Annotated in this window: 21 protein-coding genes and 1 pseudogene; 19 read left to right on the forward strand and 3 right to left on the reverse strand. The window is 47.6% G+C overall.

Going from position 1 to position 25,204, the window contains the following annotated elements; all coding sequences use genetic code 11:
- Positions 1-440: 440 nt before the first annotated feature.
- The 10 genes and pseudogenes from PCH02S_RS14985 to PCH02S_RS15030 all read left to right on the forward strand — a co-directional run bounded on the left by PCH02S_RS14985 (position 441) and on the right by PCH02S_RS15030 (position 11,502).
- Positions 441-2,270 carry a cache domain-containing sensor histidine kinase gene (locus PCH02S_RS14985; RefSeq protein WP_246069085.1) on the forward strand — a complete coding sequence of 610 codons (1,830 nt, stop codon included), beginning with the start codon at positions 441-443 and terminating at the stop codon, positions 2,268-2,270.
- A 97-nt stretch (positions 2,271-2,367) separates the two neighbouring features.
- Entirely contained in the window at positions 2,368-3,549 is a 1,182-nt protein-coding gene (locus PCH02S_RS14990; protein ID WP_246069086.1) for an ABC transporter substrate-binding protein, read from the forward strand.
- A 5-nt stretch (positions 3,550-3,554) separates the two neighbouring features.
- Positions 3,555-4,739, forward strand: coding sequence for a response regulator transcription factor (locus tag PCH02S_RS14995; protein WP_127454401.1), 1,185 nt, complete (start codon positions 3,555-3,557; stop codon positions 4,737-4,739).
- A 106-nt stretch (positions 4,740-4,845) separates the two neighbouring features.
- Positions 4,846-6,153, forward strand: a complete 1,308-nt coding sequence (locus tag PCH02S_RS15000) for an ABC transporter substrate-binding protein (protein WP_127454324.1) — start codon at positions 4,846-4,848, stop codon at positions 6,151-6,153.
- 98 nt (positions 6,154-6,251) lie between these two features.
- On the forward strand, positions 6,252-7,133 hold the full coding sequence (locus PCH02S_RS15005; protein WP_127454326.1) for a carbohydrate ABC transporter permease: 882 nt from the start codon (positions 6,252-6,254) through the stop codon (positions 7,131-7,133).
- Between the two features lie 98 nt (positions 7,134-7,231).
- Positions 7,232-8,017 carry a carbohydrate ABC transporter permease gene (locus tag PCH02S_RS15010; protein WP_246069091.1) on the forward strand — a complete coding sequence of 262 codons (786 nt, stop codon included), beginning with the start codon at positions 7,232-7,234 and terminating at the stop codon, positions 8,015-8,017.
- A gap of 125 nt (positions 8,018-8,142) precedes the next feature.
- A complete protein-coding gene (locus tag PCH02S_RS15015; RefSeq protein WP_127454330.1) occupies positions 8,143-8,916 on the forward strand; it encodes a class I SAM-dependent methyltransferase in 774 nt (257 codons plus the stop codon).
- A 21-nt stretch (positions 8,917-8,937) separates the two neighbouring features.
- Positions 8,938-9,480 (forward strand): GNAT family N-acetyltransferase, encoded by a 543-nt coding sequence (locus PCH02S_RS15020; protein ID WP_127454332.1) that lies wholly within the window; start codon positions 8,938-8,940, stop codon positions 9,478-9,480.
- 102 nt (positions 9,481-9,582) lie between these two features.
- A pseudogene (locus tag PCH02S_RS15025) lies at positions 9,583-10,140 on the forward strand (aldo/keto reductase); the annotation flags it as partial.
- A gap of 198 nt (positions 10,141-10,338) precedes the next feature.
- Entirely contained in the window at positions 10,339-11,502 is a 1,164-nt protein-coding gene (locus PCH02S_RS15030; RefSeq protein ID WP_407670076.1) for a serine hydrolase domain-containing protein, read from the forward strand.
- 79 nt (positions 11,503-11,581) lie between these two features.
- Here PCH02S_RS15030 and PCH02S_RS15035 read toward each other — a convergent pair whose 3' ends face one another.
- The gene (locus PCH02S_RS15035; protein WP_127454334.1) at positions 11,582-12,001 is read right to left on the reverse strand and encodes an organic hydroperoxide resistance protein; all 420 of its coding nucleotides are present in this window, start codon (positions 11,999-12,001) and stop codon (positions 11,582-11,584) included.
- Between the two features lie 195 nt (positions 12,002-12,196).
- Between PCH02S_RS15035 and PCH02S_RS15040 the strand changes: the two genes are divergently transcribed.
- Positions 12,197-13,417, forward strand: coding sequence for a PASTA domain-containing protein (locus PCH02S_RS15040; protein ID WP_127454336.1), 1,221 nt, complete (start codon positions 12,197-12,199; stop codon positions 13,415-13,417).
- Between the two features lie 33 nt (positions 13,418-13,450).
- On the opposite strand, the gene PCH02S_RS15045 is transcribed toward PCH02S_RS15040, so the two are convergent.
- A complete protein-coding gene (locus PCH02S_RS15045) occupies positions 13,451-14,251 on the reverse strand; it encodes an AraC family transcriptional regulator (RefSeq protein WP_246069087.1) in 801 nt (266 codons plus the stop codon).
- Between the two features lie 130 nt (positions 14,252-14,381).
- On the opposite strand from PCH02S_RS15045, the gene PCH02S_RS15050 reads away from it, so the two are divergent.
- From PCH02S_RS15050 to PCH02S_RS15085, 8 genes are all read left to right on the forward strand, one after another.
- Positions 14,382-15,674, forward strand: a complete 1,293-nt coding sequence (locus PCH02S_RS15050) for a hypothetical protein (protein WP_127454340.1) — start codon at positions 14,382-14,384, stop codon at positions 15,672-15,674.
- A gap of 240 nt (positions 15,675-15,914) precedes the next feature.
- Positions 15,915-16,886: a Gfo/Idh/MocA family protein gene (locus PCH02S_RS15055; RefSeq protein ID WP_127454342.1), complete on the forward strand. Its 972-nt coding sequence runs from the start codon at positions 15,915-15,917 to the stop codon at positions 16,884-16,886.
- A gap of 21 nt (positions 16,887-16,907) precedes the next feature.
- Positions 16,908-17,936: a Gfo/Idh/MocA family protein gene (locus tag PCH02S_RS15060; RefSeq protein ID WP_127454344.1), complete on the forward strand. Its 1,029-nt coding sequence runs from the start codon at positions 16,908-16,910 to the stop codon at positions 17,934-17,936.
- Positions 17,937-17,981: 45 nt separating this feature from the next.
- The gene (locus PCH02S_RS15065) at positions 17,982-19,163 is read left to right on the forward strand and encodes an N-acetylglucosamine-6-phosphate deacetylase (protein WP_127454346.1); all 1,182 of its coding nucleotides are present in this window, start codon (positions 17,982-17,984) and stop codon (positions 19,161-19,163) included.
- Between the two features lie 34 nt (positions 19,164-19,197).
- A complete protein-coding gene (locus PCH02S_RS15070; RefSeq protein WP_127454348.1) occupies positions 19,198-20,106 on the forward strand; it encodes a Gfo/Idh/MocA family protein in 909 nt (302 codons plus the stop codon).
- 52 nt (positions 20,107-20,158) lie between these two features.
- Positions 20,159-21,805, forward strand: coding sequence for a TIM barrel protein (locus tag PCH02S_RS36850; protein WP_307719935.1), 1,647 nt, complete (start codon positions 20,159-20,161; stop codon positions 21,803-21,805).
- Positions 21,805-22,821 (forward strand): NAD-dependent epimerase/dehydratase family protein, encoded by a 1,017-nt coding sequence (locus PCH02S_RS15080; protein WP_127454407.1) that lies wholly within the window; start codon positions 21,805-21,807, stop codon positions 22,819-22,821. Before PCH02S_RS36850 ends, PCH02S_RS15080 begins: the two co-directional genes overlap by 1 nt.
- Positions 22,821-23,900 carry a dihydrodipicolinate synthase family protein gene (locus tag PCH02S_RS15085; protein ID WP_127454350.1) on the forward strand — a complete coding sequence of 360 codons (1,080 nt, stop codon included), beginning with the start codon at positions 22,821-22,823 and terminating at the stop codon, positions 23,898-23,900. Before PCH02S_RS15080 ends, PCH02S_RS15085 begins: the two co-directional genes overlap by 1 nt.
- A gap of 52 nt (positions 23,901-23,952) precedes the next feature.
- Here the strand turns inward: PCH02S_RS15085 and PCH02S_RS15090 are convergent, their stop codons facing one another.
- Positions 23,953-25,176: a BNR-4 repeat-containing protein gene (locus PCH02S_RS15090; protein ID WP_127454352.1), complete on the reverse strand. Its 1,224-nt coding sequence runs from the start codon at positions 25,174-25,176 to the stop codon at positions 23,953-23,955.
- Between the last annotated feature and the right edge of the window lie 28 nt (positions 25,177-25,204).

The raw sequence follows: 25,204 nt of genomic DNA on the forward strand, positions 1-25,204 counted from the left end.
AAACATGCGGATGAGTTTCAGGACAGAAATCAACAGTTCAGAAGGGCAATAATAGAATTTAGTTAAGTGAGACGTATACAAGAGGGATTGAATTATTTACCCTTTATCAAAAAGGTAATCCAAGACAAGGCATTGTTAACATCACTGGAAATGTCCCAGTGAGTAACATAAAAATCATCAAGCCGAATTTTATTAAAAGAATTTTTATGAGAATAAGAAAACGTTAATACTGTTAAGTATTAATTGGGATACAAAACTTAACCAGAAGACACCTACCAGTGTCTTTTTTTATTCGACAAAACGAATCGAAATATGCCGATATTCGGCAGGGAACTAGTTCATTAGACATATTTTGAGCGGCGTATAGAGGGGAAAGGTCTCATAGGTAGAAAAAGGTAATTGACAACCTATTTTACACCTAATGATGGAGGTGAAGCACGGTGCTGCGACGCCCTGTACCCATTTTTGTCCAGTTGCTCGCGGGGATGTTCTTGATTGCCGCATTGGCGATCGCGCTTACAAATTTGCTGAATTATCGCATGACGTCACAGATTGTGCTCAACCGTACGGCAAGCTATACCCAAGAATCCGTGGAACAGCTGTCGGCCAAAATTGATGTGTTGCTGCGTCAATACGATCAGGCTACGCAAATGGTTGCCTTTGATGAGAAAGTGCTGGCTGCTTTGAAAGCGGATGTTCCCCCACAAGGTGCCGAACCCCAAATTTCCATGGACCTAAATCGGTATTTGGCGGAAAAAATACGCTACATTGCCGGGGATATGCTGCTTCATTTATTCGACCGCAATGGCCACGCCTACGCCTCGAATGAATCCATGCAGTTATTCTGGCGAATGGCGGACGATGTAGCTGCTGTAAGCTGGTACAGCAAAATGCAAACGCTTGACGGACATATGCTGTGGGTATACGGGCCTGCTTGGCGGGATGGCGAAATCCCGGCGATCATCGGAGCCCGCAAGCTGAAGGACCCGTCAAGTCTGACACCACTCGGGGACGAGTTTATTGTATTTCCGGTAGATAAAATCAACCGGATTATTGGCGAAACAGGCCAACGCATCGAGCGAAAGGTGCAGGTAATGGATTCCATCGGCAACATCGTATATTCTACGGTGCCACGAGAAATCGGTACGGCTGCGGATGTAGGGCTGTTCAGTAAATTTGGAAGAAATGCGCAACCCTTCTTCGAATGGAAGACAAGGGAGGATCAGCGGCAAGTGCTGGTGTCTTATGCGAAATCTTCGTACAGCGGTTGGACGACAATCGCCTATTTCAAACCTGAGGCCGTCAACAGCGAGGCTTCTCAAATTTGGGCTCATGCCTTGCTCACTATGGGTGCAGGCATCCTCATTGCATTAGTGTTTGTGACATATTTTACATGGACACTTACCAAACCAATCCGGCTGCTAGCCGATGGCATGAATCGACTCCGTAAGGAAGGGGTCAAGCCGATTGACAAACCATTTGCGAGCCGAGAAATCACTAGACTTTATGCCAATTACAATGCCTTAGTGGAAGAGTTGGAGGACGTTGTAGAGCGGCTCTCGGAGCAGCAAATTACAGTTCAATGGGCGCAGTTGGTCGCACTTAAGGCGCAGTTCAGGCCTCACTTTTTGTACAATTCACTCAATCTGATTTATTGGACCATAGAGGACGAGCGGCCGGATCAGGCGCAAGCCATGACACTCGCACTAAGCGAACTGCTCCGTTATAGTGTCCACCCATCGACGGATCTCGTAACATTGGGTGAAGATATGGAACAGCTGAATCGATATTTGCTTTTGCAGCGAGCAAGATACGGAGAGAAGTTTCAGGTCAGCATAGATGTGGAAGATGGACTAGAACAACAACGCGTTATACGACTCGTACTCCAGCCATTAGTCGAGAATGCATTTCATCATGGCTTGGAGCAGCAAGATGAAGGGGATTGGCAAATCCGAGTTCGGATCTACCGGCAAGACGGCATGGTGAAGTGCTCTGTAGAGGACAACGGCGTAGGGATGACGCAAGAGGCATTGCAGTTGTTGGAGGTATCCATCCATCAAGAGCAAAGCTTTGAGAAGCAGGGACGTGGAATTGGACTGAGCAACCTTCACAAGCAGCTGCAGGCGTTCTTCGGGCCAAGCAGCGGGATTAGCCTCTCCAAGAGTCCGCTAGGCGGGCTGCAGGTTATGCTGTCTTTGCCGATTCATACTTCGGAGATGGTTACGGTGCCACCCTTATTGTCCAAGAAAGGGGGGACTGGCGCTGCTTAATGATCGAAAAGGAAATCAATCTACCTTATGGCTCATTGTTTGCCTGGTGAGTTTCCTATTCTTGACTTCCTGTGAACCTCAAGCAGCTTTACCTAGTGTGAACGAAAACACGTCGCAAGTCGTGAAACTTCGGATTTGGCTATGGCCGGGAAGTGGACTTGAACGGCTCGTTAAGAAGTATATGGCCCAACATCCCGGAGTGGATGTGGAGATTGTCAGCTTTCAGCTTGACGATGTTTTGCCGGGGCTGATGACGTCCCTTGCTACGAAAGCAGATACGCCGGATCTCGTTCTGCTTGAGGCTTCTCAACTAAATCAAGTAAAGCGTTTTCAAAATGAATTTTTTAATCTCTACGATTACGGCGATGAGAGGGTGCACTACTTGGATTGGAAGTGGCGCCAAGCTGAAAGCAAGGATGGCGGCTTTCTATTTGCGATGCCAGTGGACATCGGCCCTGTCGCATTAGCGTACCGCCGGGACTTGTTTCAGATGGCAGGGCTGCCGGTCGAACGCGAGGAAGTGGCCGAAGTTCTAACCAATTGGGAACAAATGGAGCAGGTTGGCTTGGAAATCAAGAAGAAAACAGGCGCTTATCTTATCGATAATTTGACCAACGTATTTATGAGCTATTTGAACCAGTTCGACGGCTATTACTTGACGCCGATGGATCACGAGCTTGATCCGCATGTGAAAGAAGCTTGGGATCAAGCTATACGCTTCCATAAGCTCGGGTTAAATGCGGGCCTTCCGTCGCAATCTTCCGCCTGGGCTGCAGCTGCCGTAAACGGGAGGTTTGCCGTTGTTGTTGCACCCTCTTGGCTTCATGGAGCTTTCAAGAAAGTTGCCCCCTCTACCGCAGGTGTCTGGGATCTAGCCCGAGCCCCTGGACTTCCCTCGAACTGGTCAGGGACATGTCTGGCTGTTCCACGAACGAGCCGAAATCCTCATGCGGCCTATGAACTCGCTCAGTGGCTGACGGCACCGGCACAGCAGCTGGACAATTTCATTGGCAGCGGTAATTTCCCTTCCACACCGGAGTCTTATTCGACCCGGGAGTTTCTAGAGGTGCGAGACGCTTTTTTTCATGACGCACCTGTCGGTCAGATCTACTCGTATACGGCACTTCGTTATAAAGCGGCTTACAATGATTTTGAATATGAAGGGATTGAACGAATGATAAAAGAGGGTTTGCGCCGAGTGGAATCAGAGGGAGCAGATCCAGAACATACTTGGGAGGATATCGTCCGCCGATTGAAGCAGATAAATACGGGAGGTTGATCGTGATGTTTACAGTTCTTGTCGTCGATGATGAAGCAAATGTGCGCCATCCGGTATGCAGAACCCTTTCACGCTTAGATGGCGTGGGAGAAGTGTTGGATGCAGCAAATGGACTTGAGGCAATGGCTTTGTTAAAAAAGCAGAAAGTCCACCTCCTTATTACGGATATCCGTATGCCTGCAGCGGATGGTCTGCAATTAGCGGAATTTGCGCGAGAGCATTCGCCTGGAACCGATGTATATGTACTCACGGGGCATGCGGAATTCGATTATGCGCAGAAGGCAATGGAACACGGGGTTCATGCTTATTTGCTCAAGCCATTGTCGAAGGAAAAGCTCAGGGAGGTATATCTCGCATCCTACGAGAAACATCGTCGCAGGCAGGAATCTCAGCAAGTTAATGTCATTAGAGAACGCGCGCTGCTGGAAAAACGCCTTCATGATCTCCTCCAAGGCGTGCCGGTCCCAACCTTCGATGAAGGTTTGATTCCTTCACACAAGAAGGTGATGCTCGTTTCCTTTTCAACCAAAGACTTAAGGTCATTAGGAGAGGCTTCGGTACGTTATTTTATACGGGAGTGCGCTTATGAGGCATTTAGCCGTCTGGGCACAGCAGCCGTGTGTTTGGAGGACCGACTCGTCACGGTTGTGTTGTTTGCCAATCAATGCGATCAAGAGGCTTGGGAGAGGGAAGTTCAAGAGACGTCGAAGTGGATGGCGGCTAAGCTGCGGATTGAGGTGAAGACTGGGTATGGGGGAGCGACAAAGGAGATCGGGGATCTTAGCTTGATGTACATACGCAGCATGATCAGCCTTGGATTCACAGAAATTACACGTAAAGAAAGTGGCGGTGAATCGTTCCCGCCGATCATTCGAGCGCTCCTAGGCTATATTCACAAAGAGTATGCGGGTGCAGCGAACTTATCCGATTTTGCCCAGCAATATCAAGTCAATCCCAATTATTTGAGCAACTTATTTCATCAGGAAACGGGAATGACTTATACGCACTATTTAACGCAACACCGCTTGACTGAGGCTAAAAAATGGTTAAGGGATACGAATTTGAAGATCTATGAGGTGTGTGAAAAAGTAGGCTATAAGGATCCCGCTTATTTCAGCCGAATCTTCAAAACGTTCGAGGGGATAGCTCCGGGGGCTTATCGGACGGTGGACGGAACTTTCCTAACTTAAGTCCAAGAAATCGAAGATGCGTTACCTATACGGGTTGTCCACCCCTGTTTATACTAAATGTAAGGGCTTTCTTAATAGGCTCGAAATTTGAAGGGAGCGTTAATCGATGAAAAACGTGTCGAAGGGTAAGGCCTTAGGTTTGCTAATGGCTTCCGTCCTCCTTCTTAGTGCTTGCAGCAGTGGTGGAGGAGCGCCGGAAGCAGTAAAAACGGATGCGAAAGCAAGCGATGGCAAGAAAGTTCAATTGCAAATGTGGTTTTGGCAGGGGGCTTCATTCGAGAAAATCATCCCTGAGTTTAACCGCACCCATCCTAACATCGAGATCATTCCGCAAATTTACAAATGGGAAGATGCGCACAAAAAGCTTTTAACGGCGATGTCTGCCGGGTCTGGAGCTCCGGATATCGCAATGATCGATATTTCCCAGTTGGATCAGTTTCTGAAATACCCAGATAAATTTAATGATCTTAATACGTTTGGCGCCAAGGATATGGCAAAAGACTTTCTAGAATGGAAGTGGAAACAGTCCACGGTCGGTGAGAAACAGCTTGGTCTTCCGACAGACATCGGTCCGATGGTGCTCTATTATCGGCAGGATTTGTTCCAACAAGCTGGATTGCCATCCGAGCCGAACGACGTTGCAGCCAAGATCAAGACATGGGACGATTTCCTAGCTGCGGGTAAAACGCTTAAAGAGAAAACGGGTGCCGATATTTTATCCAATCCTAACGAACTTTTCGGCGCTATTCGCGACCAAGGGGATGAATTGTACTTTGATAAAGATGATCAGCTTATCATTGAAAAAAATCCGCAAGTGAAGAAGGCTTTGGATTATTTTAAAAAGGCTCGAGATATGGGTATAGCGGGTAGTTATGATCAGAAGAATGCCCTACAAGAGTATTCGGCCGCTCTCAACTCAGGTAAAATTGCCACTTATATTTCAGCCGCATGGGGCCGAGGACATGTTGAAACCCGTGCTCCAGATACGAAAGGGAAATGGCGTGCAGCGAAAATTCCGGAAGGCACTGGCAACATGGGCGGATCGTTCCTGACCATTCCTAAGGAGTCCAAATATGCTAAGGAAGCTTACACCGCTATTAGTTGGTTAATTTCTCCGCAGCAGCAGCTTGAAGTCTTTAAACTATCCGGCAACTTCCCTTCAACTCCATCTGTATATGGAGACAAGGCTTTCACGGAAACGGGCTATGAGTTTTGGGGCAATCAGAAGCTAGGTGTGTTGTACTCTGAAGTTGCTAAGGACGTCAAAGTGCAGCGTAAGGGGCCGAACTATCAAACGGTTGCGGATATCATTGGCGACGGCATGCAAGCTGTAGCGGTAGATAAAACGAAAGACCCTGATAAAGAGTTCTGGTCACTCGTCGAGAAGGCCAAAACGAAGTTGAAGAATAAATAAAAGCCAATAGGGGGCAATCTCGATTCACTAGCCCATAGCGGTGATGGTAGCGATTTGCTCCCTGTAGGTATATCTTATGAGGATAGGATGTGGAGCCGATGAAAGGGTTCAAAGCCCATCTGGCGCCCTACGTAATGATTTCTCCATTTTATATTCTCTTTATCGCTTTTAGCCTGTTTCCGATCCTGTTCTCGCTGTATCTGGCGTTTCATTCCTGGGATGGGCTTGGCCCCATGGAGTTTGTAGGGCTCCGCAATTTTCGAAATCTATTGACGGACGATCCGGAATTCTGGACATCGGTTGGCAACACGTTTGTCATTTGGTTTCTGTCCACCGTGCCTCAGCTGTTCGCTGCGCTCGTGATTGCCTTTTTACTTAATGCAGCCTTTATGCGGTTTAAGGATTTTTACCGGGCGGTTTATTTTCTGCCTAACATTACTTCGATTGTAGCAGTCGCTATCATTTTTGGATCGTTTTTTGGCAGCCAATTCGGTCTCATTAACGGCCTGCTGCAGGCAATAGGGCTTCCTCGCATTGAATGGATCAATGATCCGTTTTGGGTCAAAGTTGCCATTTCGCTTATGGTCATTTGGCGTTGGTCCGGTTATAACGCAATCATTTATTTGGCGGGACTTCAGAGTATCCCACATGATTTGTACGAAGCTGCGACCATTGACGGAGCCAGCCGCAAGCAGCAGTTTTTCAGCATTACGCTGCCGCTTCTGAAGCCAATTATTCTCTTTACCGTTATTCTCTCAACGATTGGCGGCATGCAGCTGTTTACGGAGCCACTCATTCTGGTTGGCAATACCGGAGGAGCGACGAAAGGCGGTCTGACGCTGGTGTTATACCTGTATAATCAGGCGTTTGGCAACCAAATGTTCGGTTATGCTTCTGCCGTTGCATGGATGCTGTTTCTGATTATCGGCATATTTTCGTTTGTGAATTGGAAATTCGTCTCGAGAGGGGAGGGGGTTTGATGGTGCCATCATCTTCTAAAGTATCCCTCGGACGGGTCATTACTGCTGTTGCTGTGAAAAAGACAAGAGCGCCAGGCACCCTCTGGCTCCATGTTGTCATGATCACCGGGGCAATTTTATCCCTGTTTCCTTTCTACTGGCTGCTTGTCATGTCGACTGCGACGACGGCGGATATGTTCCGGTTTCCGCCTCGGCTTCTGCCTGGTGACCAACTGCTTGTCAATATTGGAAAAGTGCTTGATCATGTCGGCTTTTTCCGTTCATTTGGCAATAGCCTTCTTGTTGCAGGTACGCATACGGCGTTGGTGTTGTTTTTCTGCTCTCTAGCAGGATTTGCATTTGCAAAATTCCAATTTCCAGCGAAGGCGCCGTTATTCTTCTTTTTATTAGCAACCATGATGGTGCCCCAACAGCTTGGGCTAATTCCACAATTTATCATTATGCAAAAGCTTGGATGGATCAATGATCTCAAAGCGCTTATTGTTCCAGGAGCGGCTAGCGCGTTCGGTATTTTCTGGATGCGGCAGTATACGACTTCCGTCGTGCATGACGAGCTTGTTAATGCAGGTCGAATTGACGGTTGTAACTCGTTCGACCTTTATTGGAGAGTCGCGCTTCCAGTACTTCGTCCAGCACTTGCAACACTTGGGATCATTACATTTCTAGGGTCGTGGAACGATTACTTGTGGCCGCTTGTCGTCATTTCGGTGCAGGAAAAGTTTACAATCCAGATGTTGATTGCTTCTATGAACGGGGTATACAGCACCGATTATTCCATGGTCATGGCAGCTACACTAATGGCTACCGTGCCGCTCATCATTGTATTTTCACTATTTAGCCGCCAATTTATTGCCGGACTTATGCAAGGGTCTGTGAAAGATTAATAGTTAACTAAATTAAACGTTCACTCTACGAGTGGACGTTTTTTAGTGCAGATGGAATGCCTTCGATCGTGTACAATGAGAAAAAGACAGGCAGGACCTTTTTAAAAAATAATGAGGTGAGGATATTGAATGAGTCTGCTTTACAATTTTATGATGAACTTGCAGAAGACTATCATTTACTTTTCGAAGAATGGACACGAGCCGTTATTTCGCAAGGAGAAACATTAAACAGAATCATCCGTTCAAAATTCACGACTTCGGTTACAGAAGAAATCACACTGTTGGACTGTTCTTGCGGGATTGGCACACAGGCAATAGGCTTGGCATTAAACGGATTTAAAGTGACAGCGACAGATTTAAGTCCAGTGTCCGTAGAAAGAGCGAAAAAAGAGGCGACGTCTTTTGGGGTAGAATTAAGTGGAGGTGTAGCTGATTTTCGAACGTTGGACAAAGACGTTTCTGGAATGTTTCATATCGTTCTTTCGGCCGATAACGCGATCCCTCACCTTCTTGCGGATGAAGATCTTTTTAAAGCTGCTAGTAATATGTATAATATTGTGGAAAATAATGGAATAATTTTGATTACAATAAGAGATTACGATGAATTGGTGAAATTGAAGCCAAAAGCTACAGAACCCCGTATCTTTGATCAGGGAAAGCGCATTGTTTTTCAAATTTGGGACTGGGAAGAGGATTCGGCCACTTATCTGACTAATCACTTTATTATGCAAGAAATTGACGGCGTGTGGAAAACTAAGCATAATAAAACGAGATACAGAGCATTGCTGCGAGAGGAATTTAGTCGTATTTTGACGCAAGCGGGATTCTCTTCCATCGAATGGCTGATGCCATCCGAAACAGGGTATTACCAGCCGATTGTCACTGCGCGAAAAAAATAAAAGAGTAAAAGGATGGTGCAGATGTCTCAACCACTAGTCTATGTTCGGTTCCCTGAAGAAGCGGACATTGCACAGATCATTGCAATGAACAAGCGCAATAGGGAGTTTTTTGAGCAATTTTCTCCAAGCAATTCAGATGACTATTATACGGAGGAGCACATGCTCCAATGGTTGAATAAGAGCAGAATCGATCGCATGGAGGATCGGAAATATTCCTTCGTGATATGCCAAACGGAAGACGATCAGATCGTCGGCACCATCGGGCTAACATATGTCGTACGGGGACCGCTGCAGAGCTGCATGATTGGCTACAATTTGGACCAGGCGGCCAACGGCAAGGGTTATATGACGGAAGCAGTGAAACAAGTGGTACGTTATGCTTTCGAGGAATTGAAGATACATCGGATTATTGGCGAAGCTTCTCCTAAGAATCCTGGTTCAATTCGCGTGCTAGAGAAGGCCGGGTTCCACAAGGAAGGGATCTCCCGCAGCAATGTGAAGATCAATGGCGTGTGGGAGGACCATCAAGTTCTGGCTATTATTAATCCCAATCCGGATATTTAGACGATTTAAAACAATGATCAGACCCATGTTGTGGGTCTTTTTTGCTCTTCATCTTATGGCCAAATGAGCGGGAAAATAGGGGGTTGACTTGGAGTTAACTCCAACTATTATAATACGTCAAATGTGTATTCAGACGGTACCAGCGAGGAAATCGTTGGACGCGAACTGAAGGACTATGCCAATCGTGATGAAATTGTACTTGCGACGAAGGTTCATTTCCGTATGCATCAAGGTCCGAATGGTGCCTGTCTTTCCCGTAAGACGATCATGAGTGAGCTCGATAAGAATCTTAAGCGATTAGGAACAGATTATGTAGATCTGTATCAAATTCATCGCTGGGATTACAACACGCCAATTGAAGAAACGATGGAAGCCATGCATGATATCGTTAAAGCAGGAAAGGCAAGATATATTGGCGCTTCCGCGATGTACGCCTGGCAGTTCCTGAAGGCATTGCACGCGGCTGAGAAAAATGGATGGACCCGATTTGTATCGATGCAAAATCATTTGAACCTCATATACCGTGAAGAGGAAAAGGAGATGCTGCCGCTTTGCAGGGAAGAGAAAATCGGCGTCATTCCATATAGTCCCCTTGCTTCAGGACGATTGACACGTGATTGGTCGGAAGCGACGCATCGTTCCGAAACCAGAAGAAGCCAGTCGTTGAGCAGTGTAAGCAGCTCAGAACAAGGATGGAAGATATGATATATGTGTTGGAACGCCTGGATGATTGCTGCTAGAGAAAAAACACTAAATAGAGCATTAGACTAGTCTTGCATCTATGAAAACCACATGCGACAACTTCCTATTCTTACGATATAATAGTAGTTGAAAACGTTTCCGAGAGGAGCTGTGGCTGTGGGTAGAAACGATCGATTAGGCGAGCGGTTGACTCCGCTGTTGAAGAGCTTTATGGAGAAAGGGCCAGTTGGTTGTGCCTGTACGGTCGTACACCGGGGAGAAGTGATCTATCAGGAAACCCTGGGGTATGCGGATTTGGACAAAAAGCAAGAGATCAATCTTAACACCGTTTACCGTATTTATTCCATGACCAAAGTAGTGACCTGTGTTGCAGCACTCATGCTTTATGAGAAAGGCCTTTACTTGCTGAACGATCCGCTAGGTGATTATTTGCCGGAATTTCAAAACCCGCAGGTGTACAAGTATAACGATTTCGGTGTGAAGACATTGGTCCCGGCGGGAGCTCCGATTCGGATCAAGGATTTGTTTATGATGACTTCCGGGATTACATATGGCGGAGACGGCAACGAAACGGAACGCCAAACGCGTGCGAAATTGGAAAAAGCGGCTGAGACCATGGACACTCGAACGGCGGTCAAAGCGGTTGCTTCCGTGCCGCTCGCCTTTGAGCCGGGTACTCGCTGGAAATACGGGATGAGCCACGATGTTCTTGCCGCATTGATTGAAGTGCTGTCAGGCCAAAAGTTCGGGGATTTTGTGGAGAAGGAAATTTTCAAGCCTCTCGGCATGAAGGATACCACCTTCCGAATTCGAGAAGATCAGCGCGACCGACTGTGCACGATGTATGATTGTGCTGCTGATGGCACAATGACGCCAAACACTAGATTGGATGCCTGCTATCAGCCGGATTGTCAGTTGGAGAGCGGAGGAGCAGGGCTGCTTTCGACGATTGGGGATTACAGCAAGTTTGCGCAAGTATTAGCTAATGGCGGCGAACTAGATGGGGTTCGAATTTTAAGCCCCAAAACCGTTCAATTGATGGCAACGAATCATTTGAATGCTCAACAGCTGCGAGATTTCGACTGGACGCAAATGAGCGGTTATGGCTATGGCCTCGGCGTCCGCGTCTTGCTGGATCCTGCAGCTGGGGGAAACAACGGTACAATCGGTGAATTCGGTTGGGCAGGTATGGCAGGTTCCTATTTGCTAATCGATCCCAAAGAAGAGCTTTCTATTGTCTATATGCAGCAGCTGCTTCCGAGCCGCGAGCCTTTTATTCATCCGCGGATACGGGCTGTTGTTTATGGGGCGATGGAGTGAGGTTTCTCAGCGTGTAAAAAAGAGGCGACCCCAAGGTCATTACAATGACTTTGGGGTCGCCTCTTTTCATTTGGCAAGCTTATTCAACAATATTGATTGTCACTTCGATGTTGCCTCTTGTTGCTTTGGAGTAAGGGCATATTTGATGAGCCGCTTCGGCAAGCTCTCTGGCCACTTGTTGGTCAACCCCGTCAACGGTCACATCGAGTTCAGCGGATAACTGAAATCCGCCGTCGTCCGTTTTATTAATTGTAATATGGGCCGTTACTTGTGTGCCCTCTACTTTGATGCCTTTTTGGCGAATCGCCAGATTCAGTGCGCCATCGAAACAAGCGGAATAGCCTGCCGCAAAAAGCTGCTCCGGATTCGTGCCATGGCCGCCTGAACCCCCGAGCCCTGTTGGTGTTTTGAGTTCAAGGGAGATGACTTGGTCGGAAGAGACGACTTTCCCGCTTCTTCCGCCGACGGCTGTTACGGTTGCTGTGTATAGGTTTTGCATGATGATCTGCTCCTTAAGGTACATAATTAATGTGAGTCCCCTATACATTACCCGAAAAAAGTGGATATTATGAGAAAATTTTCTTCTTTTTTAATCTATGTTTGAGTGCCTTGTAGATATGGTAATTACGGCCAATTGTGACTTAAAACATAGCTGGTTGGCGAATAAACTATACGTATAAGGAGGAAATCGCCGATGAATAACCTTGCAAACCTTGCAAATCGATATAGGATCGTTCAACCGCTTAAGCAAATGACGAATGGACTGATCGTGAGAGGGAAGGATGTAACCTCTGAGCGGGATGTTCTTTTATATATATTTCAAGAAAGTGATGCATTAGCTCACGAGGAAGTTTTACGTTGGATGAAAAAAGCGTCGCAGATCTCCAACGAGTTTTTCATGCAGATGCTGGACTTCGGTTCGGAAGAGGGATCGTTGTATGCCGTACTTCGGGCGGAGTCGGGAAGTCTATTATCCGATCGGCTGAACGATGTGGAGGTAACCGGGAACAAAGCACTGACGTATGTACACGAGTTGGCTATCGCTATTCGAGAAGCACAACTGAAACAGCAGATGGCGTATTCGGTTGAGGTGAATAATCTTTGGATCACAGATAACGGTCAGCTGCAGATCATGAATCGTTGGACGGAGGGGAGCAACGGGAGGCGCGGTGCTCCGGGTCTGGGTTTGCTGCTTTATCAGCTGGCTGCGAAAAGCGATATTCCAACGTCCTCAATGAGTGCTTACTCATTTGAGATGGGTTTGTTATTTGCCGACATGGCAGAAGCAACTCGGGAACGTGCCGTTGCATTAGCCTGCAAGGCGTATGAAGGCTTGTGCACGCTTGAAGATTTTCAGTTGGAGCTGGAGGGGATACTTGGTATTTCTAGCAATAAGCGAGAACCACGTACGCAATTCGATGCCAAACCTTCTACATTTAGTGAGAAAAAGGTTATTCGCAAATGGCCATTAATCGCGTTCGCCGGAGTCTGTGTACTTGTTTTGGTCATCTTTTTATCGATGCGTCCGCACGAGGACTATGCGAGCGATGCGAAGATGCCGACGACTGCTATGACCGATCCCGCATCGGTATCGACAAGTGGGGAAGATTCGTCGAAATCATCTGCTGCGCCGACACCCGATCGTACTCCCACACCGTCGGTTGAGCCTGGAGATGCCCAAACTCAATCGAGTGGCGATAGCGCGGGACAAGACCAGGTTGGGGTCGTTCCGGATCTGGTCAATCGCACGAGGGAGGAGGCAGAGAATATGGCATTGGACGCAGGTCTTCGCTACGAGTTTTTCTTGGAGTCGAGCAGCGCCGCTAAGGGAACGGTATTCAAGCAAGACATACCTCCAGGAACTGCTATTCAGAATGGTGACCGTATTACGTTTTGGGTCAGCAAAGGGTTGTAACGGGGACTGATTGTACTCGTAAACTTCTAACATTTATTTCCGCAACCCTTCTTTTCTTATTTCGGAAGGGTTTTTTCCTCTTACTTTTTTAAACTGCCTGCTGAAGAAAGACAAGTCCTTGTATCCCAACGCTTCGGCGACTTCAGAGGCATTCATCCCGTTATAGCGCAGCAAGTGTTCGGCCCGCTCAATGCGGGTTTGGATGATATATTGTTCCAGGGATATTCCCATAACTTCTTTGAATTTGAGCGAAAAATAGCGCGGGGACAAGTTCGCATTCTCAGCCAAAGATTCCATCGAATGTGGAATGCCCGGTGTCTGACGAATACGGTGAGCAAGCATCCGAATGAGCGAGTTTGTATGATCGGCTGAGTGTAAGGCCGGCTGCTCTTCTTCGCGTTTTAACTGCAACAGCATCAAGGTTAACAATAGTTTTCCCTCTATGGCGGAATCTTTCGTGTTCTCCAACATCGCTTCAACATAACGATTGAGATAGGTTTCAAAGAGGTATCGATCCTTCACGGTATGAGTACCAGATGGCATTGATGGCAGCAATTGCTGATAATCAGCCAAAGAAAAGTGAATATAAGTGACGGTTAATGGCTGCTGAGGATCATGGCTTGCTGCTGTGCGGTCTCCCGGCCTGAATACGAAACATGTTCCGCCTCCGATGGGTGATGTCAATCTGTTTCGCAGCATCATGCCCGAACCGCTCCAGGCATACCAGAGATCGAAATCTTCCAATGGCTGCTGCCGAGTATCCCATTTCCAAGTTCGTTCGCAAGTGACTTTGCCGAAGTTTTCATTTAAGTCTAATTGAGAGATGAATTCCACGCGCAGTTATCTCCTTTATGTAGAATAGTACAAAGATTTCAACCTGTAGTGAATTCATTTTACACTGATTTACAAGTAATATGAAGTTATTCAAGGTATCTTTAGTACAAACATTTGAAGGAGCTGTTTTATGATGCTGCATCCGTTTATGGGAATCGAACAATGGGATCGAATTGGTTTGTCTGTTGAGGAATCGGCTAAGCGTCTTCAGCGCATTGCGTACGTTGATCGGCGTTGTATGAATCTCGAAGCGGGACACATGACGGCACGACCTGAATATGAGGTAAAAGGAGCATTAGCTCGGTTCACCTGGCAGGATGCCGAATTTTATAACCAGTTCCGCAACCGCTGCAAGCAGCTTCGAATGAGCGTGAGAGCATTCGAGAAGTGCCCGGATGATGCATTAGATCGGTTGATGACGACAATTTTGGAATCGTCCAATACGCTAAACTTGCTGGTCGCTTTATTTGAGGTGCTGAAGCCAGCATCAATCAATGCGGTGAACAGGTATCTATCTGAAGCTCAACCCCTCGTGGATGAACCGACGATCCATCTTTTGCAGCATCAGCTTAGCGACCGCAAAGGGCAAATGGTTTGGGGCGAGCAGGCGATTGCTCACTTTATGGCATCCGCCAGCGGGGAAGAGGTAGAGAGCGCAGAGCGCTGGAAGCAGTATATTCAAGCGCTGCTGCAAGCAGCTGGGGGCATTGATGGCTGCGAGGAGCAGATACCGGTGAATCCGAGCTTGATTGTGGAGACGGAACCTTTTCAGCTCCCTATTGCGAGCACCAGAGATGATCGGTTTCAAACGTCGGTCGTCAAAATGAAGGGCATGACATTCGAAGACAATGATGAAGGACGGTTTCTTCAAATGATGCTTTCCCGTTACTTCGAGATGTCGCCTGCCGAAGGTGTCGCTTATGTGCACTTTTCTACGGAAGGGAAGCCATGGTCGTTTTACTACGATACCGCCAGACATTGTTGGGATGAGGTCAGGCACTGCTGGTTCGGAGAAGCGGCGCTGCGGAGTAAGAGCTACGATGTTCATGCCATCCCGAATTGGACGGGCTGGTATGATATGACCAGTCAATTGTTCAATAGGGATGAAGCATATACACATTTAACCATTGCCATAGAAAAAGCTGCGATGAAATATCCACCGGGAAAAAGAGAAGAGTGGGAATTCTGCCGGGATGTCGTCAAGGACCCGTTAATGACAACTTTCCAGGACTTCGATTGGGCCGATGAGGTGGTTCATGCCGGGTTCGGGCAGAAATGGATTATTGATGAACTGTTTCAGGGCGACAACGTGAAAGCCTTGGATGCAGCAGAGGTCACTGTGGCGAAACGGGCCGTGTACATGGACAGCTTCGAAAAAGATGGGAATGTGCCGCCACCGAGCCGCTTTGCCGGCAATTATTAAGGAGCAAACGTGGCTGTTGATAGACGTTGAAAAGTAGATCCTCAGCATACTGCTGTGGGTCTTTTTTCTGTGCGCTTCGAAAAATAGTCGATTTTTCGGAAGATTCACTTATATTCGAATAATTCGTAATTATGTGCATAATTCGTAGTACTGCAGATTTATTTTTCTCAATATTACAACTATTATTAGAATTAAGGTGGACAGTAACATTAGAAAGCACAAGAGGGAGGGATAGCAGGGATGAAGCTGGCAGTATTGGGCGGAGGGGCTATAGGTGTCAAACATTTAGAGGCAGCAAGTGAGATTGACGGGTTGGAGCCAGTCGCCATTGTTGACATTAATGAATCTCTGGCAGCGGAGACGGCTAAGAAATATGGAGTTAAGCCTTATACAGATTTTCTAGAAATGCTGCAGAAAGAAAAACCGGATATAGCTGTGATTGCTCTGCCACATTTTTTACATAAGGAAGTGTCCAACCGCTGTGCCGAATATGGATCTCATATTTTACTTGAAAAGCCGATGGCTTTAAATACAGTGGAATGCGATGAGATTATTGCTGCTGCTGAGCGTAATGAAGTTAAGTTAATGGTTGGACATACCCAACACTATTTTCCAGAGAATATTGAGGTTAGACGAATTATTGAAAGTGGCGAGCTTGGAAAGCTTGTCATGATTAACGATACGCGGAACGTAAACTACTATAGAGCAGATCGACCCGGCTGGTTCTTCGAGAAGAGTAAAGCAGGTGGAGGCATCATGACGAATCTGGGGGCGCATTCTATTGATAAAATTCAATGGATGACACAAAGCAAGGTCACCAAGGTGAAGGCATCCGTAAGCTTTCATGAAGAACGGGGTGATGTTGAAGGCAGCGGGATTGTTTTTATGGAAACCTCCTCCGGTGTTTCGGCTGTGATTACGCAATCCGGATATCCAGGAGTTTCACGTAATGAAACGGAGTTTATGTTTACAAAGGGTATGCTCAAGCTGGAAACGGGGAAGGGCCTGTCTATAAGCCGCAATGGCATGTATGAACCAGTTCTGCTGAAACCGGCAGAGCAGCCATTGGTTCAGCAATTATTAGACTTTATGGATGCGATTACAAATGATACAGGGCTGGATTGTTCCGGTGCATATTCCAAGACTGTCGTTTCTGTCATCGAGAGTGTATATGCGTCAAGTGAGACAGGTACGGAGCAGATCGTGAAGTAACGATATAGGAGGATTGATGATATGAGCGAAAAAATGAGATTTGCTGTTATCGGAGCGGGAGTGATTGCTCCCTCTCATGCGAAGGCCATTCAGGGTAACTCGCAAGCAGAGCTGGTTGGCATCGCCGATGTTGAGGTTGAAAAGGCTGGAAAATTAGCTGCAGATTTTTCAATTCCGCATGTGTATCAGGACTACCAGCTGCTGCTCAAGCGTGATGATATTGATGCTGTTACGGTAGCGGTACCAAGCGGCTATCATGCGGAAGTCGTCATTGCGGCTGCACAGGCAGGCAAACATGTGTTGTGTGAAAAGCCACTTGATATAACTGCGGATAGTATGACGCTTATGATCGATGCTTGCCGCAAAGCAAATGTGAAGCTCGGCTGCGTATTTCAACGTCGCGTAACGGAGGCATCTATTGTCGCGAAAAAAGCCATAGAGGCTGGCAAGCTGGGTAAGCTGGTGCTTGGCGATGCTTACCAGAAAAGCTATCGCAGCCCACAGTATTACCAAAGCGCCGGCTGGCGCGGCACTTGGGCTATCGATGGGGGCGGCGCCCTGATGAATCAGGGTGTGCATGGCATCGATTTGATTCAGTGGCTGATGGGTGATGTCCAATCTGTCTTTGCCTATTCGTCCGCGCTGGTTCGCGAGATTGAAGTGGAAGATACGGCAGTAGCCGTTGTGAAATATAAGAGCGGAGCATTCGGGGTGATACAAGGAACTACCTCTGTGTATCCGGGGCAGGAGACGCGCTTCGAACTTCATGGGGAGAAAGGCACGATCATTTTTGATGATACGGGGTTCAAGCAGTGGAAAATTGCTGATAGTGAAGAAGAAGCGCCTAAGGTGGAGCCAAGAGTTAGCGCCAAAAATGATCCTTCCCATATCGCCAATGACGGGCATTTTATATTCGTTGATGATTTAATCCAAGCTATTCGTGAGGACAGGGATCCCCTGGTATCGGGGGAAGAAGGCAGGAAAGCTGTCGATTTAATTCTCGCTATCTATGAATCGGCACGGAGCGGGAAAGAGATTATGTTGAAATAGTCCTCTGCTGATGATTTGACGTAGGGAAACGTAGGGGGGATAGGTTTGCCGGAAGAGACAAGACGTGAGGGAAAGACCGTAGTTGCAGGGATACATTACCGTACAGGATTACCGATAGAAGTAATCATCGCTAATGGTCATATTGAGAGTATTAGCACGTTAGAAGCTGAGGTTCAGGACCAGCTGCCGTGGATCGGACCCGGTCTGGTTGATTTGCAAATCAATGGCTACGCAGGCAGAGATTTCAATCAAACTCCGTTAGCGAAGGAAACAGTCATGAAGCTGACGCGTGATCTTTGGAACAAGGGTGTCACCACTTATTATCCAACGGTAATCACGAACAGTGCTGACAAGATTAGTCAGCTATTACGCGCCATTTCCGAAGCCTGTCGCACGGATCCCTTATCCGATAGCTGCATTCGCGGCATACATCTGGAGGGTCCGTTTATCTCACCTGAAGATGGACCGCGGGGAGCGCATGGGAAATCGTATGTTACTGCTCCGAATTGGGAGTTGTTCCAGCATTGGCAGGAAGCAGCGGAAGGTCGTATTACCATCGTGACGATGTCACCGGAATGGCCGGAGTCCGACGAGTTTATCAGGCGCTGTACCATAAATGGTGTTACGGTGTCTATTGGGCATACCAACGCTTCGCCCGAACAGATTCGTTTAGCGGTAGCCGCCGGGGCAAAGGTGTCCACGCATCTCGGCAACGCAGCTCACCTGATGCTGCCAAGGCATCCGAATTACATTTGGGAGCAGTTGGCGGCAGATGAGCTCTGGGCATGTATGATTGCTGACGGATTCCATTTACCGGAATCGGTGCTGAAAGTGTTCATGCGGGTAAAAGGCGACAAAGCGATCCTCGTCAGTGATGCCGTCTATTTGAGCGGACTTGAACCGGGACGTTATACCACGCATATTGGCGGCGAGGTCGTGCTGGCGCCAGATGGCAAGCTGCATTTGGCTGAAAATGCCAAATTGCTGGCAGGATCCGCGCAGATGCTGGTGTGGGGCATTCAGCATTTGGTGAAAAAAGGCTTATGCAGCTTGGCCGATGCCTGGGAAATGGCCTCTATACGGCCATCGGAGTTAATGGGCCTGCAGACAGCTAAAGGACTTCAACAGCATGCTCCGGCGGATCTCGTGTTGTTTGCGTTTAAGGACGACGGCTCGTTACATATTGTGAGCACATATAAAGAGGGAAAGCTCGTATCACACGCATAAAAATTGCTGAAAAGCACAGAAAGGGCTGATTGTTATGACTACGTCAAATTCGTTGATCATCGGGATGATCGGACTGGACACTTCCCATTGCACAGCTTTTACTAAGCTGCTAAACGAGCAAGATCATGAATTCCATGTTCCTGGTGGGAAAGTCACTTATGCTTTTCCCGGCGGATCACCTGATTTTGAAATGAGCTACTCGAGGCTGGATCGGTTCACAAATACGATTCGGGACGAGTACGGTGTGCAGCTGCTTGATTCTCCGGAGGCAGTAGCGGAACGTTCCGATGCGATCTTATTAACTTCTGTGGACGGACGAGTTCATTTGGAACAGTTTCGGAAAATTGCTCCCTTCAGGAAGCCCGTCTTCATCGATAAACCGTTTGCCGTTTCGACCTCTGATGCGAAGGAAGTCGTGCGGTTGGCGGCCGAGTATAACGTGCCGTTGATGAGTGCTTCGTCGCTGCGTTATGAACAAGGGCTGGTTGATGCCCTAACAGAGAATACAACTGATATTATTGGCGCCGATTGCTATGGACCGGCAGAACTACAGCCGACACAGCCAGGCCTTTTCTGGTACGGCATCCACTCTGCAGAAATGTTGTATCGCATCATGGGCAAGGGGTGTGTGCAGGTGACCGCAAGCACAAGTGAGTTCCATGAACTGGCTGTCGGTGTTTGGGAGGATGGCCGAATGGGGACAATTCGCGGCAACCGTCAGGGAAATAAAACGTTTGGGGCTGTCATCCACCACGTGAACAAAACGGAATTCGTAGATGGCGACAAGCATCCGAAACCGAAATATGCCGGTCTAGTCGAGGCGGCGGTTGCCATGTTCCAATCAGGAACGCCGTCTATTGATGCTCAAGAAACGGTTGAAATCATTCGCTTCCTGGAAGCGGCAAACGAAAGCCGGGCAACTGGGAAAACGGTGAAGCTCTAGCATATCTCTTACCAAACATACAATCTGCATAATTTGAGGGAGTGTAAAACTTATGATTTGGGACCGACTTGGCGTCATTAGCGATGAAGTAAGCCATGATTTCATAGGAGCTCTGGATTGGATAAAAGCTGAAGGCTTAAAATACGTGGAAATTCGCATGGTAGACGGAATAAATGTAGCGAATCTGACGGATGAACAGGTAGAGCGCGTTCGTCAGGAAGTCGAGAATCGAAGCCTGCACATCTCTGCATTGGCTTCACCCTTATTTAAATGCGCACTTGATCCATTTCGCCCAGTTGAAGCCGGGGACAGGTTCGGGCAGGAGGAGGAGAGCGTTGAAACACATTTTGAAAAGCTTGCTCGAACGATTGAGATTGCAGATAAACTTGGTACGAACTTTATTCGGATATTCTCCTTTTGGAGAGAGAAAGAGCCTGATCAGTTCGTAGATGAAATTGCAAGCCACTTGAAAAAAGCAGCTGAAATTGCTGCACAGCACAACATCACTTTGTTATTAGAGAACGAGGGTTCCTGCAATGGAGGTTATGCGTTCGAAGTAGCTAAGCTAATTCGACTAGTCAACTCTCCAAGCTTGAAAGCTTTATGGGATCCCGGCAATGAAGCTCTGGGAGAACACTGGTCTTATCCTCAAGTGTATCACGAAGTGAAAGATCTGTTAGCCCACGTGCATCTGAAGGATGCCTTGATCGAGAAGGGCGGCAAGCCCTCCTGTGTGCCGATCGGTTCGGGTAGAGTTCCGTACGTACAACAAATTCATGATTTGGAGAATGAGGGGTACACGGGGTTATATGTCATTGAGACTCACTACATTCCTCCTGGCGGCAGCAAAATGGAGGGCACCAAGCAATCCTTAGAGGGATTGAGAAAGCTGTTTAGCTATCCGACGCTGAAAGAAGAGAGGGCAGAGCATCTTAAAGTGAAAGTTTTTGAGAATCGTCAGGTTATGGGAGCTGCAGCTGCCGTAGAAGCAGCAACAAAGATTAAAGAGCTGCTGTCACGAAAAGACCAAGTAAGGATGATTTTTGCGGCCGCCCCTTCTCAAAATGAATTTTTGGCGGAACTTGTGAATCAGAAAGGAATCGACTGGGAGCGTATCACCGCATTTCATATGGATGAATATATCGGTCTTCCCGATGGTGCACCGCAAAAATTCGGTCAGTTTTTAACAGACAGACTGTTCAAATTGGTTAAGCCCGGGGAGCTTCATTTGATTCAGAGCTCTACGACAATTGATCAGGAATGTCAGCGCTATAGCGATCTGATTGCGGCTGCACCCATTGATATCATTTGCCTCGGGATCGGGGAAAACGGGCATATTGCTTTCAATGATCCTCCAGTGGCTGATTTTGAAGACAGCTTCATCATCAAGCCGGTTGAACTGGATGCTCCTTGTCGCCAACAGCAGGTCAATGACGGCTGCTTCCCGGACTTTGATGCCGTTCCTACCCATGCATTAACTTTGACCATACCGACGATGATGGCTGGCGCGCATTTATTCTGCATCGTTCCAGGATCAACCAAACGTGCTGCTGTTGAACAAACACTTCGCGGACCGATAAGTACCTCTTGCCCGGCATCCATCCTGCGCACACATCCGGATTGCACCCTGTATGTGGATCAAGATTCATATGGACTGCTACAAGTACCTCAAGTATCAACTCAAGGAGGTCAGGCATGATTCGATCAATTGAAGAATTGGAAGCCAAGCTTGCAGAGCCGTCAGATGCCTTAATTCAGGATCTCGCTGCGTTGGACGGGGATATCATGCTGCTAGGTATTGGCGGGAAAATGGGGCCAAGCTTAGCGAGACTTGCTAGGAATGCGTTGAAGAAGGCAGGTGTTGAAAAAACAATTTGGGGTGTTTCTCGTTTTTCGGAGTCTGGCTTGAAAGAGCAGCTGGAACAGGAGGGTATCCACACGATTGCGTGCGATCTGTTGGATGATGAGCAATTGCAGAAACTTCCCGATGTGAAAAATATCATCTACATGGCTGGCAATAAGTTCGGGACAACGGGGCGCGAGCATTTCACATGGGCAATGAATGCGTACTTGCCGGGACGTGTAGCGGAAAAGTTTAAAAGTTCCCGCATCGTGGTCTTTTCATCTGGTAATATTTATCCGTTTACCCCCGTGTTCCAGGGGGGTGCAACAGAATCACAAGCCCCCTCTCCGCTTGGAGAATATGGCCAATCAACGCTTGGGCGTGAACGTATATTTGAGTATTTTTCTCGGAAATATGAGATTCCGATGGTCATCTATCGGCTGAATTATGCGATTGATCTTCGATATGGTGTACTGCTGGAGGTCGCCAAAGCCGTAAAAGCAGGTAAGCCAATCGATGTGACCATGGGGCATGCGAATTGTATTTGGCAGGGAGATGCCAACGAAATGGCTCTGAGAAGTTTGAACATTTGTTCAAGTCCTCCGAATGTTTTAAATATAACAGGTCCGGAGACGATGTCCATGCGCTGGATCGCTCAGGAATTTGGTAAGCGGCTAGGCACTCAACCTGTTATTGTTGGGCATGAAGCGGAGGATGCGTTGTTAAATAATGCCTCTAAAGCCTTTCAACGATTCGGGTATCCGCGGGTGACGCTTCTCCAAATGTTGGATTGGACTGCCGACTGGGTCGCAAATGACGGCGCAACCTGGAATAAAGATACTCATTTCCAGGAAAGGGAGGGAAAATTCTAATGCCTTCCAATTTAAGCAGAAGCTTATCTCAGGCCAAACTGCAGGCACTGCATGAAGGGCTTGTGATTCCTGCTCATCCTCTGGCTTTGGATGAAAACCGTCAGCTGGACGAACAGCATCAGCGCGCGTTAACGCGTTATTATATGGCGGCAGGCGCTGGAGGGATTGCAGTTGGGGTACACTCCACCCAATTTGAAATTCGAAATAAAGACGTCAATCTGCTGGAGCCGGTGCTCCGAATGGCTTCCGAGGAAGTAGACAGAGCGGGTTTGGAGCGTCCTTTTATTAAAGTCGCAGGAATATGCGGTCCTACGAAGCAGGCGCTAGCAGAATCGGAGCTGGCGCTTAAGCTAGGGTATGATGCAGGGCTCCTTAGCATGGGAGGTTTGCAGGATTGGACGGAAGCGGATATTCTGGAGCGAACGAGAGCGGTGGCTGGTCAAATGCCGGTCATCGGCTTTTATCTGCAGCCATCGGTAGGCGGGCGTACATTCAGCTTTGATTTTTGGAGGGAATTTGCTGAAATTCCAGGAATTATCGCGATCAAAATGGCACCATTTAATCGTTACCAAACGATTGATGTTGCTCGGGCCGTCTGTTATTCAAGCCGTCGTGACGAGATAGCTTTGTATACGGGCAATGATGATAATATTGTTAACGATTTGTTGACAACCTACCGATTTCAAGTCAATGGTGCACCTGTGGAAAAAAGCATTGTCGGTGGGCTTCTGGGACATTGGGCGGTTTGGACACACAAGGCTGTCGATCTGCTGGAGGAAATCAAGCAAGTAAGAAATGCCGGGCAAATTGACAAAGAATGGTTGACTCGCAATATCGAGGTAACGGAGACGAATGCGGCGTTTTTTGACCCGGCGCACCATTTTGAAGGCTGCATTCCGGGCATACATGAAGTTCTGCGCCGCCAAGGATTGCTAAAAGGGACATGGTGCCTGAACCCTAAAGAGGTATTGTCTCCAGGGCAAACAGAAGAGATTGGCCGGATGTATGCGGATTATCCGCATTTAAACGATGATGAGTTTGTTGCAAAGCATTTGAATGAATGGCTTATGATCAAATAGCCAATGAAAAAGAGTTAAGCACTGACAGCGTGCTTAACTCTTTTTGACTATTTCATTTTTTCTGAAAGTCGAACTGTATAGAAGTTTTGTAATTCGTATAGTGTATGTATTTTCCACTCATCCAGAAGAGGAGGGCTTGGCCGTCATGGCTGCCACGAGTCAGGAATGGCCGCACCTGATGGAAGGCAGAATTTGCCGTTATAGGTGCAGATGACCACGTGACCCCAAGATCGGAAGATGACCACCGTTCGATTTCGAACGTCCCCTGTACTTCCCGAGATAAATACACGTTGGATGGATCGGAGTGATCCAGAATAATGCCGCCTGAATAATAGGGCTCGGTCTCATGAACTCCTTCAGGGGTTTGAGGAAACCAGCGGCCAGCCGACGTGATCTCATTCGTCACCCATTGTGCGCCACTCCAGCGGCTGTAGTAGTAACGATGATCCTCTAAGGATTCGAATACGGCAAAGACGATGACGGGATATCCTTGCTCATCCTCGGCTATATCCCAAATCCAGGCATTGCGTTGTGCACTTGTACCGTCGAATACCTTGTCTATCTCGGATAGTTCGAGCGGTAAATCTGTGGTTTGTTTGATTAACGAGCCATCTGAGCGATAGATAGCTCCTTCACGATAACGGGCGTAATAAATACTGTTATAAGGTTCAATGTTCGGATGCCCATCGGTACAAGAGAAATGTATCGTGTCTTTCCCATTTGAGGCATACCGGATATAAGGTCGTTGACCGCTATCCATGATCAGCGTGCGCGCAGGGGACCATTCACTGTGTACCAAATCAGTGGAAACGCTGAAATTAGGCTTGAAATTGCCTCCACGCCAGAACAAATAGAGCCTTTTTTCCTCCGATAGATAGATTGGAGTAGGGTAAGTATAGCCGAAATGCCCATCGGTATTCGCAGGAAGCTGCATCTCCGCTCCGAAGGAGGAGAGGTCTTCCGGCATCCGTGTTGTCCGATAGTACATCTTGGCCCCATTATGAGCGGAATAAAAGATCGTGATATGTCCCGAATCGTCTATGTACAGGGATGGGTTGGCGTGGTCATCCTGCTGAAGAGCAGAACGGATCAAGAAAGTCTCGTAAGTACCCAGCAGGTGATCGTAATAGCCAATCCATACATCTCCGATGCTATTCAACCAGCCGACATACGTTCTATGGTGCTGTCCCTGATAGTAGAGCGCGCGAGGGTCGGCGAAAAAGCACCATGCCCCATCGGATGTGAATTCTTGCGTCAAACTTAAGGGTGAATTCATCTGTCATTCTCCTTATCTCTGATTAAAC

This window comes from Paenibacillus chondroitinus NBRC 15376 (genome assembly GCF_004000765.1).
GTDB lineage: Bacteria > Bacillota > Bacilli > Paenibacillales > NBRC-103111 > Paenibacillus_E > Paenibacillus_E chondroitinus.

Coding starts and splice junctions, on each gene's coding strand:
- PCH02S_RS14995 (WP_127454401.1), top strand. CDS start 3,555: ATGTTTACAGTTCTTGTCGTCGATGATGAAGCAAATGTGCGCCATCCG.
- PCH02S_RS15000 (WP_127454324.1), top strand. CDS start 4,846: ATGAAAAACGTGTCGAAGGGTAAGGCCTTAGGTTTGCTAATGGCTTCC.
- PCH02S_RS15005 (WP_127454326.1), top strand. CDS start 6,252: ATGAAAGGGTTCAAAGCCCATCTGGCGCCCTACGTAATGATTTCTCCA.
- PCH02S_RS15010 (WP_246069091.1), top strand. CDS start 7,232: ATGATCACCGGGGCAATTTTATCCCTGTTTCCTTTCTACTGGCTGCTT.
- PCH02S_RS15020 (WP_127454332.1), top strand. CDS start 8,938: ATGTCTCAACCACTAGTCTATGTTCGGTTCCCTGAAGAAGCGGACATT.
- PCH02S_RS15035 (WP_127454334.1), bottom strand. CDS start 12,001: ATGCAAAACCTATACACAGCAACCGTAACAGCCGTCGGCGGAAGAAGC.
- PCH02S_RS15040 (WP_127454336.1), top strand. CDS start 12,197: ATGAATAACCTTGCAAACCTTGCAAATCGATATAGGATCGTTCAACCG.
- PCH02S_RS15050 (WP_127454340.1), top strand. CDS start 14,382: ATGATGCTGCATCCGTTTATGGGAATCGAACAATGGGATCGAATTGGT.
- PCH02S_RS15055 (WP_127454342.1), top strand. CDS start 15,915: ATGAAGCTGGCAGTATTGGGCGGAGGGGCTATAGGTGTCAAACATTTA.
- PCH02S_RS15060 (WP_127454344.1), top strand. CDS start 16,908: ATGAGCGAAAAAATGAGATTTGCTGTTATCGGAGCGGGAGTGATTGCT.
- PCH02S_RS15070 (WP_127454348.1), top strand. CDS start 19,198: ATGACTACGTCAAATTCGTTGATCATCGGGATGATCGGACTGGACACT.
- PCH02S_RS36850 (WP_307719935.1), top strand. CDS start 20,159: ATGATTTGGGACCGACTTGGCGTCATTAGCGATGAAGTAAGCCATGAT.
- PCH02S_RS15085 (WP_127454350.1), top strand. CDS start 22,821: ATGCCTTCCAATTTAAGCAGAAGCTTATCTCAGGCCAAACTGCAGGCA.
- PCH02S_RS15090 (WP_127454352.1), bottom strand. CDS start 25,176: ATGAATTCACCCTTAAGTTTGACGCAAGAATTCACATCCGATGGGGCA.